15 protein-coding genes and 1 tRNA gene are annotated in these 13,172 nt (G+C 70.6%); 9 read left to right on the forward strand and 7 right to left on the reverse strand.

From position 1 onward, the window contains the following. The first annotated feature begins 63 nt into the window (after window positions 1-63). Window positions 64-987, forward strand: a complete 924-nt coding sequence (locus E8A49_RS01175; protein WP_293375485.1) for an Hsp33 family molecular chaperone — start codon at window positions 64-66, stop codon at window positions 985-987. Window positions 988-995: 8 nt separating this feature from the next. Here the strand turns inward: E8A49_RS01175 and E8A49_RS01180 are convergent, their stop codons facing one another. From E8A49_RS01180 to metZ, 5 genes are all read right to left on the reverse strand, one after another. Beyond that, window positions 996-2,459 (reverse strand): methyltransferase domain-containing protein, encoded by a 1,464-nt coding sequence (locus E8A49_RS01180; protein WP_293375486.1) that lies wholly within the window; start codon window positions 2,457-2,459, stop codon window positions 996-998. A gap of 107 nt (window positions 2,460-2,566) precedes the next feature. Continuing rightward, window positions 2,567-3,115 carry a surface-adhesin E family protein gene (locus tag E8A49_RS01185; protein ID WP_293375487.1) on the reverse strand — a complete coding sequence of 183 codons (549 nt, stop codon included), beginning with the start codon at window positions 3,113-3,115 and terminating at the stop codon, window positions 2,567-2,569. Window positions 3,116-3,154: 39 nt separating this feature from the next. Next, window positions 3,155-3,859 carry a hypothetical protein gene (locus E8A49_RS01190; RefSeq protein ID WP_293375488.1) on the reverse strand — a complete coding sequence of 235 codons (705 nt, stop codon included), beginning with the start codon at window positions 3,857-3,859 and terminating at the stop codon, window positions 3,155-3,157. Between the two features lie 29 nt (window positions 3,860-3,888). Then, complete coding sequence (locus E8A49_RS01195; RefSeq protein ID WP_293375490.1) at window positions 3,889-5,730, reverse strand: gamma-glutamyltransferase family protein; 1,842 nt, start codon at window positions 5,728-5,730, stop codon at window positions 3,889-3,891. A gap of 50 nt (window positions 5,731-5,780) precedes the next feature. Further along, window positions 5,781-6,965, reverse strand: coding sequence for an O-succinylhomoserine sulfhydrylase (metZ, locus tag E8A49_RS01200; protein WP_293375491.1), 1,185 nt, complete (start codon window positions 6,963-6,965; stop codon window positions 5,781-5,783). A gap of 125 nt (window positions 6,966-7,090) precedes the next feature. On the opposite strand from metZ, the gene E8A49_RS01205 reads away from it, so the two are divergent. From E8A49_RS01205 to E8A49_RS01225, 5 genes are all read left to right on the forward strand, one after another. Beyond that, the gene (locus E8A49_RS01205; protein WP_293375493.1) at window positions 7,091-7,831 is read left to right on the forward strand and encodes a basic secretory protein-like protein; all 741 of its coding nucleotides are present in this window, start codon (window positions 7,091-7,093) and stop codon (window positions 7,829-7,831) included. Between the two features lie 42 nt (window positions 7,832-7,873). Continuing rightward, window positions 7,874-8,893 carry a 2'-deoxycytidine 5'-triphosphate deaminase gene (locus E8A49_RS01210; protein ID WP_293375495.1) on the forward strand — a complete coding sequence of 340 codons (1,020 nt, stop codon included), beginning with the start codon at window positions 7,874-7,876 and terminating at the stop codon, window positions 8,891-8,893. Window positions 8,894-8,998: 105 nt separating this feature from the next. Continuing rightward, on the forward strand, window positions 8,999-9,418 hold the full coding sequence (locus E8A49_RS01215; RefSeq protein ID WP_293375497.1) for a hypothetical protein: 420 nt from the start codon (window positions 8,999-9,001) through the stop codon (window positions 9,416-9,418). A gap of 8 nt (window positions 9,419-9,426) precedes the next feature. After that, window positions 9,427-9,855, forward strand: a complete 429-nt coding sequence (locus tag E8A49_RS01220; RefSeq protein WP_293375499.1) for a hypothetical protein — start codon at window positions 9,427-9,429, stop codon at window positions 9,853-9,855. Further along, complete coding sequence (locus E8A49_RS01225; RefSeq protein ID WP_293375501.1) at window positions 9,855-10,043, forward strand: helix-turn-helix transcriptional regulator; 189 nt, start codon at window positions 9,855-9,857, stop codon at window positions 10,041-10,043. The genes E8A49_RS01220 and E8A49_RS01225 overlap by 1 nt, the downstream gene beginning before the upstream one ends. Window positions 10,044-10,144: 101 nt before the next feature. On the opposite strand, the gene E8A49_RS01230 is transcribed toward E8A49_RS01225, so the two are convergent. Both E8A49_RS01230 and E8A49_RS01235 read right to left on the reverse strand, forming a co-directional pair. Then, the gene (locus tag E8A49_RS01230) at window positions 10,145-10,732 is read right to left on the reverse strand and encodes an HD domain-containing protein (RefSeq protein ID WP_293375503.1); all 588 of its coding nucleotides are present in this window, start codon (window positions 10,730-10,732) and stop codon (window positions 10,145-10,147) included. A gap of 211 nt (window positions 10,733-10,943) precedes the next feature. Then, a complete protein-coding gene (locus tag E8A49_RS01235; RefSeq protein WP_293375505.1) occupies window positions 10,944-12,050 on the reverse strand; it encodes an NADH:flavin oxidoreductase in 1,107 nt (368 codons plus the stop codon). 153 nt (window positions 12,051-12,203) lie between these two features. Between E8A49_RS01235 and E8A49_RS01240 the strand changes: the two genes are divergently transcribed. The 3 genes from E8A49_RS01240 to E8A49_RS01250 all read left to right on the forward strand — a co-directional run bounded on the left by E8A49_RS01240 (window position 12,204) and on the right by E8A49_RS01250 (window position 13,138). After that, window positions 12,204-12,365 (forward strand): hypothetical protein, encoded by a 162-nt coding sequence (locus E8A49_RS01240; protein WP_293375507.1) that lies wholly within the window; start codon window positions 12,204-12,206, stop codon window positions 12,363-12,365. Between the two features lie 62 nt (window positions 12,366-12,427). Beyond that, window positions 12,428-12,502: transfer RNA gene (locus tag E8A49_RS01245), tRNA-Gly, on the forward strand. 42 nt (window positions 12,503-12,544) lie between these two features. Further along, complete coding sequence (locus E8A49_RS01250) at window positions 12,545-13,138, forward strand: GDSL-type esterase/lipase family protein (RefSeq protein WP_293375509.1); 594 nt, start codon at window positions 12,545-12,547, stop codon at window positions 13,136-13,138. The last annotated feature ends 34 nt before the right edge of the window (window positions 13,139-13,172 follow it).

Here is a 13,172-nt window from a genome sequence, read left to right on the forward strand (position 1 = left end):
CGCTGACAGCTCCCCCAGCGGGGAGCAACTTGCTGCGCTCGCAAACCTCGGAGTCATTCCTATATGGCCGCGATGCCCTCCTCCGCTCCCATCCCCGATGACGCCGTCACCGCCTTCCAGATCGAGGGCGAGCCGGTGCGTGGGCGCCTGGCGCGCCTGGGCCCGGCGATCGATGAGATCCTGCGCCAGCACGACTATCCCGAGGCCGTCGCCAACCTGCTGGGCGAAGCCTGCGCGCTGGCCGCCCTGGTGGGCTCCAACCTGAAGTTCGACGGCCGGCTGATCGTCGAGGCGCGCGGCGACGGGCCGGTGCGCTTCGTGGTCGCCGACTACGACACCTCCGGCGGCCTGCGCGGTTACTGCGGCTTCGACGCCGAAGCGGTGGCGCAGGCGGCGAAGGGGTTCCTGCGGCCGGGCGCCAGGTCGCTTCTGGGCCAGGGCCATTTCATGATGACCGTCGACCAGGGCCCGGACATGGACCGCTATCAGGGCGTCACAGCCATCGAGGGCGAGACCCTGGCGCTCTGCGCGGAGCAGTACTTCGCCCAATCCGAGCAGACGCCCACCCGCGTGCGCCTGGCGGTCGCCCAGGCCGACAAGCGCGACGGCGGCCTGTGGCGGGCCGGCGGCATGCTGATCCAGTCAGTGGCCGAGGACGACGTGCGCGGCTCGACCACCGAGGCCTGGATCCGCACCCAGGCCTTCTTCGAGACGGTGGGCGAGGATGAGCTGACCGATCCGGAGCTGTCGTCGCAGCACCTGCTGTTCCGCCTGTTCCACGAGGACGGCGTGCGCGTGTTCGGCTCCCAGCCGCTGCGGGCCTTCTGCCGCTGCTCGCAGGAGCGGATCGAGACCGTGCTGCGCTCGTTCGACGCCGCCGAGCGGGCGGATATGGTCGAGCCGGACGGCCAGATCCGCGTCACCTGCGAGTACTGCTCGAAGACCTACGCCGTGGCCCCGGAAGCCCTGGAAACAGCGCCGGCCTAGCCCGAAAGCTAGGGCAGGGCGCGCAGCAGGTAATAGCCCCCAGCCACGGCCCGGCCGGCCTCGCGGCGCAGCATGTCGGTGGCCCGGGTGACGATCTCGAAGCGCCCCGCAGCGAGCGCGGCCACATAGTCCGGTCCGTGCGCGAAGCGGCCGTTGCCGCGCAGCACATAGCCGTCGCCCTCGGCATCTTCGGTGGAGAAGGCGAACCAGCCGCCTGGCTTCAACGCCGCCGCCACGCCGGCGAAGGCGGGAGCCAGGTCGCCCAGATACGGGAAGGTGTCGAAGGCCACGATCAGGTCCCAGCGCCCAGTGTCGCCGGCCAGGGCCTCTGTCAGGTCGGCCTGTTCGAGAGCGTCGTAGCGGCCGCGCTCGCGCGCCTTGGCCAGCATGCCGCCGGAGAGGTCGACGCCCACGAGGCTCCGCGCATAGGGCCGCAGGACGCCCGAGCAGAGGCCGGTGCCGCAGCCGAGGTCCAGCACGTCCCGCCCGCCGTCCGCCGCGCCGCACGCCGCCAACAGGGCCCCCAGCCGCGCCGGGCCGTCATAGCCCAGCCGCTCGGTCAGGTGCTCGTCGAAGGTCTCGGCCAGGGTGTCGAAGCTCCTGGCCACCAGCTCAGGCGGCTGACGGTCGAGGGGCCGGGCCAGCAGGGCGTCGCGCAGGTGCCGCGCCTCCATGTCGTCGGGGCGAAGCTCCGCCCAATGCCCGGCGACCCGGGCGGCCACGGCGCGCTCACCCGCCGCGTCGAGCAGCAGGATGGCGGTCTTGAAGAGGCTGTCGGGCCCGTCACCCTCCACCGTTCCGGCGCGGGCGGCCAGGATCAGGTCGGCGAGCCGTTTGGCCTCGGCGATCGGCGCCGAGCCGGGCTCCAGATCGAGGGCCGACGCCAGGGCCACGGCGGCCTCCCCGAACCGCCCGCACTTGAGCAGCGAGACCCCCAGGTTGGCGCAGAGGCCGGCGCTTGGCCCCTCGATAGCGATCGCCTCGGCGAAGGCGTTGGCGGCGGCGATAAAGTCGTTGGCGGCGGTGCGCGCCATGGCGATCACCTGCCAGGCGCTGCTGCGGCGACTGTCGAGCGCCAGCACCGCGCGGGCGGCGGCCTCGGCCTCCGCGTGGCGGGCCAGGGGCATCAGGATGCTGGCCAGGCTTTCCCAGGCCTCGGCCTGGGCGGGGTCGATCTCCAGCGATCGGCTGAGCGCCTCGGCGGCCTCCTCGCGCCGCTCCAGCGCGATCAGCGCCAGGGCGTGGTGGTTCCAGGACAGCGCTCGGCCCGGCGAGGCGCCGACCAGGGCGGTGAAGATCCGCGAGGCTTGGGCGTAGTCGCCGGCTTGGAAGCGCTTCAGGCCATGGCGGGTGAGATCGGTGACCTCGGCGGTCTCCTGCGGGTCGCGGGCGGCCGCTTCGGCCTCTAGGGCCAGCGCATGGACGAAGCCCTGGCCAGGTTCGGCCGTCCGGAGACGCGATGATGAGCGCACGTGGGTCCTCCCAGGCGCCGCACCTCACGCGCACGCCACGGGAGTACAGTTCGTGACGGTCAAGGTATGGTTACCGTTGCGGAAACTTTTTTCGGGCGCGACGGTCTTTAAGAGACCTTGCCGCCCTTCAGGGGTTTGCCTTCCAGCCGCTTGCCGGTGCGGATCGCCTGGCACACCGCGTCCAGGGTGTCGTTCTCCGACGCCACGGGCGCTTGGAAGAGCCGGCGGTCGCCCTGGCGGCTGTTCACGATCGGCCCGCTCAGGTTGTTGTGCGCATAGGCGACACTGGACAGCACCGCGAACTGCCGCTTGTCGCAATCCACCGCCCAGTGGGCCAGGCCCGAGCGGGCCACGCCGGTCTGCAGGGTGATCGGGGTGAACAGCTCGTGGCGGATGTCGGTCTCCACCAGGCCGTCGGACATCAGGGCCACGCCTTCCGGGGTCGCCAACCGCACGCCCTCGGCGTCGTAGTTGACCAGCACCCAGCCCTCGCCCTTCAGGTTCTGGCCGACCCAGGCGGCCACCGACTTGTCGTCGATCATCGCCGGCGGCGCGGGGTCCTTGACCGCCTTGGGCGCCGGCGCCGCCAGGGCGTTCACGGCCATCAGGGCGCTTGCGGCGATCAGGCCCAACAGGGCGGTGCGGAGCGTGCTCATGGCCGCCATGATGGCACAGGGCAGGGCGGCGAATAAGGCCTAGGTGGCGTGCTCGGCGCGGATCACCTTGCCCTGGGCGTCGAGGAATTCGATGGACGCCTCGCCCGCCGCGGTCACCCGCATCCGCAGCCGTACTCGGCCGTCGGCGTCGCGCAGGGCCAGAAGGGCGTCGCGGTCGGACGACTTGCCGAAGAAGGCCCGAGGCTGGCCTCCGGCGCCGGAGCTGCGCATCGCCCCCAGCGCCGCCTCGCGCGCCTGCGGCGTCATCTTCGACAGCTTCACCGGCAGGTCCGGGTCGAGCGGCGTCGCCGGATAGTCATTGACCGACAGGCCGCCGTAGCGCCGCCCGGCCTCCTCGCCCTGTTCCAGATTGACCACCTGATCCTGTTCGTACTGGTCGAAGCTCAGGTGGCCGAAGTTTGTGATTTTCCCGCCTTCGGACTTCCCGCCGAAGATCAGGCCGCCGTTCTCCGTGCCCTCGTCATTTAGGAAGATGAAGCCCGCCGCGTCGTTGCGGTCCGGCCGCCTGTGCTCCTGGCCATGCCAGAGGATGCCCGGGAAGTGGTCACGCGAGGCCAGCACCATCCGCACCGTCCCGTCGTTTTCCGTCAGGTTCAGGCGATGGACGGTGAGGGTGTCGAAGGCGCCGTCGCCCTTGCCGGCGCCGGTCAGCAGGATCCAGGCGAAGGCGGCGGTCAGCACGCCCGAATAGACGATGAGCGCGCGGGTGGCGTCGAAGCGCATGAGCTACTCCCTTCAATATCGGGCGGTCGTCACCAGGCGACGGCCTGGCCGTCCTTGCGGTGGTCGGAGCCGGCCCGGTAGACGCGGGTCGGCGGTCCGCCGGCTTTGAGCGGCGGACCGGGCTGCACGAGGATCGCCTGGAAGCCGCCGACCCCGCCGCTCGACGGCGGCGTCAGATGGTGGCCCATCGCCGCCAGCCGCGCCCCAACGGCGTCGAACAAGGTCGGCTCTAGGGTGAGCGTGTTGGGCACCTGGCTGTGGCGGAAGCGGGCCATGTCGGTGGCCATCTGCACATTGGCCCCCAGGTCGAAGAGGTTCACCAGCGCTTGGGCGTGGCCCTGGGCCTGCATGTCGCCGCCCATCAGGAGCAGGCTCATCAGCGGCTGGTCGCCGTCCATGACGAAGCCGGCGGCCAGCGTGTTGTAGGGCCGCTTGTGCGGGGCGATGACGTTGGGCGATTTGCGGTCGAGGCTGAACAGGCCGCCGCGGTTGTGCAGCACGAAGCCGTAGCCCGGAACGGTCAGGCCCGAGCCGAAGCCGGAGAAGTTGGAGTTCACCCAGGCCACCATGTTGCCCTGCGCGTCGGCGGTGGAGAGCACGATGGTGTCGCCGGCGCCGTCGACGTCCGCCACGGGACCGGGCGAGGACGCGCGCCGCGGATCGACCTTGCCGCACAGCTCTTTGGCGTGGGTCTTGGAGAGCAGCCGGTCCATCGGGATCTTCACGAAGTCCGGGTCGGCGTTGAAGGCGATGAGGTCGGCATAGGCCAGCTTCTTGGCCTCCACCATGAGGTGCCAGTAGAGCGGGTTGCGCGGGCCCAGGCTGGCCAGCGTCTGGCCAGGCGCCCAGACGGGCATGCACTGCTCCAGCACATTGACCATCTCCAGCGCCGCCCAGTCCTGCGACGGCGGCGGCAGCTCATAGACCTCGTGGCCGTGATAGGTCGTGCGCACCGGCTCGACCCATTCGCCCTTGTAGGCGGCCAGGTCCTCCAGCGTCATGGTCCCGCCCGCCGCGTTGGACTTGGCCACCACCGCCTTGGCGATCTCGCCCCTGTAGAAGGCGTCCGCGCCCTTGGCCTGCAGCAGGCGCAGGGTCTTGGCGAGGTCGGGGTTCCTGAACACCTGGCCCGGGACGGGCGGCTTGCCGGCCGGGTACCAGGTCGCCACCGAGTCCGGGTCGAGGTCGCGGCAGCATTTCACCGTCGGCAGGGCGGGCGGCAGGCGCCAGTCCGCCGCGATCCGCTCGCTGACCGGGAAGCCTTCCTCCGCGTACATCGCCGCCGGCTCCAGCAGATCCTTGAAGCCCTTGGTGCCGAACCGCTTCAGGATCGCGTCCCAGCCCCAGACGGTTCCCGGCACGGTGACCGGCAGGATGCCGCCCTGCGGCATGCCCGAGCCCGTGCCCCAGTTCTTCGGGTCGGCGTGGTAGCCGAGCTCGGCGAAATGCTCCGGCGTCGCGCCGGTGGGCGCCATGCCGCTGGCGTTCAGGGCGTAGAGCTTGTGCTCTTTGGCCACGTAGACGATGGCGAAGAGGTCGCCGCCGACGCCGACGTTCATCGGCTCGACCACGCTCAGCACCGCGGCGGTGGCGACGGCGGCGTCCACCGCGTTGCCGCCGGCCTTCAGCACCTGCAGGCCGGCTTGCGCCGCCAGCGGCTGGCTGGTGGTCACCATGCCGTGCTGGCCCATCACCTCAGCGCGGCTCTGGGCGCCCCAGCCGGTGGCCCGGTCGCCGCGGATGGCGTCGCACGCGGGCGCCTTGACCTTGCCCTCACAGACGCTGAGCAGAGGCGGCTCGGCCCGTGCTGGGGCAAAAGCCATCGCGCCCAGCGCCGTCGAAACGGCCAGGGCCAGCACCGTCGCCTTCATGATCGTCCTGTCCCCGAACCCGCTGCTCAGGAGTCAGGGAACACCAGGGCTCAGGCCGCGTCCAGCGCCCGGCTGATGTCGCGCGACAGGTCGCCCGGGCCCTCCAGCCCGACGCTCATCCGCACCCAGCCTTCGGTCAGGCCGATCTCCAGCCGCTCGGCCTCCGGCATGGAGCGGTGGGTGGTCGTGCACGGGTGCGTGGCCATGGACTTGGCGTCGCCCAGGTTGTTGGAGATGTCGACGATCTGCAGGGCGTTCAGGAAGCGGAACGCCGCCTCGCGGGAGCCCAGGTCGAAGGCCACCACATTGCCGCCGCCGGTCATCTGGTTGGCGATGATCGCGGCCTGCGGATGGTCCGGCCGGCCGCAATAGATGGTCCGCCGGGTCTTGGCGTGGGCGGCGATGACGTCGGCGGCCTTGGCGGCGTTCTCGCTCTGCCGCCGCACCCGCAGATCCAGGGTCTCCAGCCCTTTCAGCAACACCCAGGCGTTGAACGGTGAAAGGGCCGGGCCGGTGTGGCGCAGGATGTCCTTATAGGCCTCCGTCATCAGGGGTTCGGCCCCCAGGATCGCCCCGCCCAGCACCCGGCCCTGGCCGTCGATGTGCTTGGTGGCCGAATAGACGACCAGGTCGGCGCCCAGGGCCAGGGGCTTCTGGAAGATCGGGGTGGCGAAGACGTTGTCGACCACCAGCTTGGCGCCGGCCGCATGGGCGATCTCGGCCACGGCGCCGATGGCGGTGACCTCCAGCAACGGGTTGGCCGGGCTCTCCACCAGGAAGGCCTTGGTGTTGGGCCGCACGGCCGCCTTCCAGGCCTCCAGGTCGGTGGCGTCGACGTAGGTGGTCTCGACCCCGAAACGCGGCAGCCACTCCGAGACGATCCAGCGGCAGGAGCCGAAGAGCGCGCGGCCCGCCACCAGGTGATCGCCGGCGCGCAGCAGTCCGGTCAGCGCCACGTGGATCGCCGCCATGCCGGACGCGGTCGCCCGACAGGTCGCCGCGCCCTCCAGCAAGGCCAGGCGGTCCTCGAACATCTGCGTCGTGGGGTTGCCGAAGCGCTGGTAGATGAAGCCCGGCTCGTCGCCCGCGAACCGGGCGTTGGCCGCCTCGGCGCTGTCGTAGGCGAAGCTCTGGGTCAGGAACAGCGCCTCGGAGATCTCGCCGTAGGGCGAGCGCGCCATGCCGCCGCGCACCAGACGGGTCTCGGTTTCCCAATCGTGCGGATCTTCGGCCATGGCGCGGCTCCTTCTCGAACAGAGGGCGCAAGAACGGCAGCCGAGGCGCCCCGTCAAGGCGCGCTTTCCTGCAAGCCGGGCCAGTCTATCTTGCAGCCAAGCCTGAACCCGGCGAGACCTTCGGCATGCGCCACGCCGTCCTGAATCGTCGCCACCTGCTCGCCGCCCTTGGGGCGATGGCCGCCACGCCCGCGGTGGGCCGGGCCGGGCCGGACGGCCTGTTCGAGGTCCAGTGGCATGTGGAGCTCACCGGCGCGGAGCGCGCCGCCCTCGGGGCCTGGCTGGGCCGGCTGCAGGCGGCGGCCGCCGGCTGGTGGCCCCGGATCACCGCGGCCCTGGCCTCGCCCGGTTTCACGCCCACCGACCGGATCATCCTCGACCTCAACAGCATCACGCCGAAGACCATCCCCGCCGCCACCCGCGGGGACCGCATCATCGTCGACGCCGCCTACGTCCTGTCGATGGTGGGCAACCCTGACCGGCTGGGCATGGTGGCGCACGAGATGGTCCACGTGGCCCAGGCCTATCCGCCGTTCGCGCCCAGCTTCCTGACCGAAGGGATCGCCGACTACCTGCGCTACTACGTCCTGCTGCCGCAGGATCCGGGGCGGGGCTATGACGGCGCCCGCTCCGGTCCCTGGGACGGCTATCAGGTGACCGGCGGCCTGCTGGACTTCATCGAGCGCGCCCATCCCGGGACCGTGCAGGCGGTGAACGCCGACCTGCGGGCCGGCGGCGACGGGATCGGGCCGCTGCACAAGGCGGCGGGGCCGCTGACCCACGCCTGGCGCGACTATCTGGAAACCCATCCCGCGGCCGGGACGTCCGAGGCGCTGGCCGCGCGCGTCCGCGCGTTGACGCCCTAGCGGCTTGCAACCGCTGCCGTCTCCGTTAAGTCTCAGCCGCCCATGAGCGAGACCCAACGCCCGGGCATCCTGCCCTCGCAAGCCATCGACGCCCTGATCGCCCAGGGTGCGATCTCCGCGACGACGCCGTTCGACGCCGACCAGGTGCAGCCGGCGAGCCTCGACCTGCGCCTGGCCGACCGCGCCTGGCGGGTGCGCGCCTCCTTCCTGCCCGGCCGCCACACGGTGCGCGAGCGGATCGCCGAGGTCGCCATGCACGAGGTCGACCTGACCCGCGGGGCGGTGCTGGAGCGCGGCTGCGTCTACATCGCCGAACTGCAGGAGCGGCTGAAGCTGCCGGCGGGCCTGTCGGCGCGGGCCAATCCGAAGAGCTCCACCGGCCGGGTCGACGTCTTCGTGCGCCTGCTCACCGACCGTGGGAACGCCTTCGACGACGTGGACGAGCACTACGACGGGCCGCTCTATCTGGAGATCGCGCCGCAGACCTTCTCCGTCCTGGTGCGCCCCGGCACGCGGCTGAACCAGCTGCGCCTGAAGTCCGGCCAGCCGCCGCGCCTGCGGATCGAAAGCGTCGGCGTCGACCTGACCGGCGAGATCGCCGGCTTCCGTGGCCGCCGCCACGCCGGCGTCGTCGACCTCGACAAGGAGGACGGCCACGACCCGCGCGATTTCTGGGAGCCCTTACGCCCCCGCAACGGCCAGCTGCTGCTCGACCCCGGCGAGTTCTACATCCTGGCCTCCAAGGGCGCGGTGGAGATCCCGGTGATGGAGGCCGCCGAGATGACCCCCATCGACCCCTCGGTGGGCGAGTTCCGCGTGCACTACGCCGGCTTCTTCGATCCCGGCTTCGGCACGGACGAGGCGCACGGCAAGGGCTCGCGCGGGGTGCTGGAGGTCCGCAGCCACGAGACGCCGTTCATCCTGGAGGACGGCCAGACCGTGGCGCGGCTGGTCTATGAGCCCCTGACCGAGCGGCCCGCGCGGCTCTACGGCGACCTCGGGTCGCACTACCAGCGCCAGGGCCTGAAGCTATCGAAGCACTTCCGGATCTGGGGCGATTAGGGACGGCTCTCTCGGCGTGTAGCAAAGGAGGATCGACTTTTTGTCGTGTATCCTTGACACATCCTCTGTGTCATGTTTCCTTGTCATTCAGACAAGGAGGCTTGCATGACCAGTATGCGTTCGCGGCTCACGCCGCTACTCGGGCTCAGTGCGCTGGCCGGCGTGTTGATCCTCTTTTCTCTCACGGTGCGCTTCACCGACTACAGGCCGCCGGTGCTGGTCTGGCCCGTGATTGGAGTGGGCTGGATCGCGGCCGTCACTTGGGCGCTTCTGCTTTATTGGCGGCGGCTCGACGAGGCGGCGCAGGAAGCCCAGAAGAGCGCCTGGCTCTGGGGCGGCTCCTTCGGCATGGCGGCCGGTTGGCTGGCCGACGCGGCGATGAGCCTGCCGGGGGTCTATCCCTCGGTGCGCCACGTCGTTCTCAGCCTGGGCGGCGCCCTGATCGTCGGCGGCGGCCTGGTGGCCGTCGGCGCGGCGGCGGGCTTCCTGATCGCCTGGGCCATCTGGTGGGGGGCTCGGCGATGAGTTCGGACATGTCCCCCGCCACACCCGCCCGCCGCCGCGGCGCCCAGTGGTCGCCCGCCATGAAGCGCCACCAGCAACGCGTCTGGCCCACGCTTGTGGTCTACGCCGCGACCCTGTCCGCCGTGATGTGGCTCTTCCAGACCCACCCGCCGACCGGGCCTGTGAAGTACCTCGCCGCGCTCGCCCCGGCCGCGCCGCTGATCGTGGTGGTCTGGCTGTTCGGCCGCTACGTCTACGAGGAAACCGACGAGTTCCGCCGCTGGCAGGCGATCCTGACGCTGCTGATCGCGCTCGGCCTGGTGCTGTCGGCCTGCATCGTCTGGGGCTTCCTGGAGGCCTTCGCGGGCGCGCCGCACGTGCCGCTCTACCATGTGGCCACCATGTTCGTGGTCGCCCAGACCCTGGCTTCCATCGCCGTCGCCCTGAGGTACCGGTGATGAAGAACCGGCTGAAGGTGCTGCGCGCCGAACGCGACTGGAGCCAGGCCGACCTCGCCGACCGCCTTGACGTCTCGCGCCAGAGCGTCAACGCCATCGAGACCGGCAAGTACGATCCCTCGCTGCCGCTGGCGTTCAAGATCGCCAAGCTGTTCGAGATGCCGATCGAGGCGATCTTCGAGGGGTAATTCCTCGCCCTTTGGGGAGGTGGCCTGAGAGGCCGGAGGGGGTCCGCTCCATTCGCGGAGGACCCCCTCAGTCCGCTCCCCGAAAGGGAGCAACTAAGGCCTCAATCCCGCTTGTAGATCGACTGCTTGGGCGCGGCGGTCACCCGCCGGATCATCGGCTCGAAGGCCTCCAGCGGCATGGACTCATAGGCCGGGTCGAAGCTGTTCTGATCGTAGAGATGGCAGAACTGGGCGCAGTACTCGAAGTGCGGATGGCCTCGGAACTGCTCGCGCAGGTCGCGGTCGAGGCCGATGTAGTGGAAGAAGTAGTAACCCTGGAAAACCCCGTGCTTCTCCAGCATCCAGTGGTTGGCGTCGGAGACGTAGGGCTTGAGGATCGCCGCGCCCAGCTCGGCGTGGCTGGCCGGCAGCAGGATATCGCCTACGTCGTGCAGCAGGGCGCAGACCACATATTCCTCGTCGCGGCCGTCCTTGAAGGCGCGCGTGGCGGTCTGCAGCGAATGCTCCAACCGGTCGACCGCGAAGCCGCCGTGATCGTTGTCCAGCAGCTTCAGGTGGGCGAGCAGCCGGTTGGTCAGCTCGCCCCGGTGCGGCGCCGCGGCGCGTCCGATGGCGGCCCAATCCTCGGCCGTGCCCTCGGTCATCGAATGGAACTTCGCGCGGTCCTGCAGCATCTCGCCGTCGGCCATGGGAGCCTCCTTGAAATTGGGCCCAGCGTGCGGCCCCACAGGTCTCGCGTCAACGCTCGACCCGAAAACCTCCCCCGCTTGCGGGCGGAGGGGGACCACGAAGTGGTGGAGGGGGCGCTGCCGGCGCACAGAGGTCGGCGCACGGCCCCAACGCCCCCTCCGTCACCTTTGGCGACACCTCTCCCGCAGGCGGGGGAGGTTCTTCAGGCCCCTACGCCGGCTCGGCCTCGCGTTCCTCGACGAAGCCCTTCCAGGTCTGCATGTACTTGACGAAGGTCGGGCCCAGGCCCTCGGCGCGCAGGTAGTCTGGACTCACCGGGACCTTCACCGGGGTGAAGGCGGGATCGGCGGCCAGCTTGGCCGGATAGTCATGGTGCAGGATCGCCGCGCGGCCCAGCAGCACATAGTCCATGCCCTGGTCCAGGCAGGCCTGGGCGTCCGCCGCGGTCATCACCTTGCCCGCGCAGCCGACGCGCACGTCCCCGCGCGGCAGCTCGGCGAAATAGCTCATCAGGCTGCGGCCCTGGAATTCCTCCTCGACCGGTTGCTTGGCGTAGTCCCACAGCGACAGGTCGAGGTAGTCGATCTTGCCGTCGGCCAGGACGCCCTTCGCCACCTCGACGATCTCGGCCAGCTTCAGGCCGAACCGTTCCGGCGACAGGCGCAGGCCCAGGCTGAAGTCGGACGCGGTCCCGGCGCGCACGCCGTCGATGATCTCGTGGACGATCCGCGCACGGTTCTCCAGGCTGCCGCCATAGCGGTCGGCGCGCAGGTTGATCTCAGGCGAGAGGAACTGCGCCAGGATGTAGCCGTGCGCCCCGTGCAGCTCGACGCCCTCGAACCCGGCCTTGGCGCAGCGCACCGCCGCGGCGATGAAGTCGTCCCGCAGTTGCTCGACCTCCGATAGCGAAAGCCCGCGCGCGCCGGTCTCTTCGTTGTCAGAGGGGCAGACCGGCGCCTCGCCGATGTGCTCCTTGGGACTGCGCATACCGGCATGATGCAGCTGCGCCACCGCGAGGCTGCCGTACGCGCGGATCTGGCCCGCAAGCCGGGTAAGGCCCGGAAGCTGGTGGTCGCTCCAGACGCCAAGCTGGCCGGGGAAGCCCTGGCCGATCCGCTGCACATTGGCCGCGCAGGTCATGGTCAGCGCGAAGCCGCCCCTGGCCCGCATGGTCAGCCAGTGGAACTCGTCGTCCGACAGGGTCCCGTCGGCGTGGCTCTGCAGGTTGGTGAGCGGCGCCAGGACGAAGCGGTTCTTCAGCGCCGGCCCGTGCGCCAGGCTGAGCGGCTCGAAAAGCGGCGCATGCGATTGGGACAAGGGGCGATCCTTCAAACGGTTGTTCGAAGTTCGAGTCTTAGCGGACCCGTGCGCGATGCCGCAATCCAGCAGGGCTGACAGCGCCCCCAGCCGGCTTGAGGGCCGCGCGCGGACGCGCCATCATTCGAACCGTCACGGCGCGGAGGGCGCGAGTTGGGCCGGCAGCAGCTTATGGGCGTGGTCGTCCTCGTCGTCCTGGCGGCCTTCGTGATCGTCACCGCCGCGACGCGGATGCGCGACGGCCGCTGCCACGGTCGCGGGCGCTATGTGGATTGCTCCTATCCGGCCGCGGCCGGCGGCCCGGTCAGCCGCTGACGCCTGCGCGGCCGGCTTGAGAGCGGACGGCAGACCGGCTAAGGAAGCCGCCTCTTTGAGACGCGGCCGTAGTTCAGAGGTAGAACGTCAGCTTCCCAAGCTGAATGTCGGGGGTTCGATTCCCCCCGGCCGCTCCAAGAGTTTCGATGCCCGACCCTTCGCGGCGAACGCTTCTACGGATGACGCTGGCCGCCGCGGCCGCCGGCCCCGCCGCTGCGGCCGAGCCCGCGCCGGTCGTCACCCTGTTCGGGGATTCCATCGCCGCCGGCTACGGTCTGGCCCCCGCCGACGGGCTCGCGAGCCAGTTGCAGGCGGAGCTGGCCCGGCTTGGCGTCGCCGCGGTCGTGCGCAACGCCGGCGTGCCGGGGGACACCTCGGCCGGCGGGCGGGGGCGGATGAACGGGGCGGTGCGCAAGGACACCGCCGTCTGCGTGGTGGAGTTCGGGGGCAACGACCGGCGGCTGGGGTTCCCGGCCAACCTGACCCGCGAGAACCTCGACGCCATCGTGGGCCAGCTGAAGGCCCGTGGGGTCACTGTCGTGCTTGCGGGCCTGGGCGCGGCCGAGCGGGGCGAACCGCAGCGCGGGGTGGCGGAGGCCAATCAGCTCGCCTTCTATCCGGACCTCTTCGCCGGCGTCGGCCCGGACCTGCGCCAGCCGGACGGCGTGCATCCTAATGCGGCCGGCGAGGCGATCATCGCCAGGGGGCTCGCGCCCATCGTCGCCGAGGCGCTGCGCGCACGCCAGCGGCCGCAAGGCTTGCCAGTCCCGTAGGTCCCCCTAAGCTCCGCCGCGAGTCTCGGGGGAT

This window comes from Phenylobacterium sp., assembly GCF_004799515.1.
GTDB lineage: Bacteria > Pseudomonadota > Alphaproteobacteria > Caulobacterales > Caulobacteraceae > Phenylobacterium.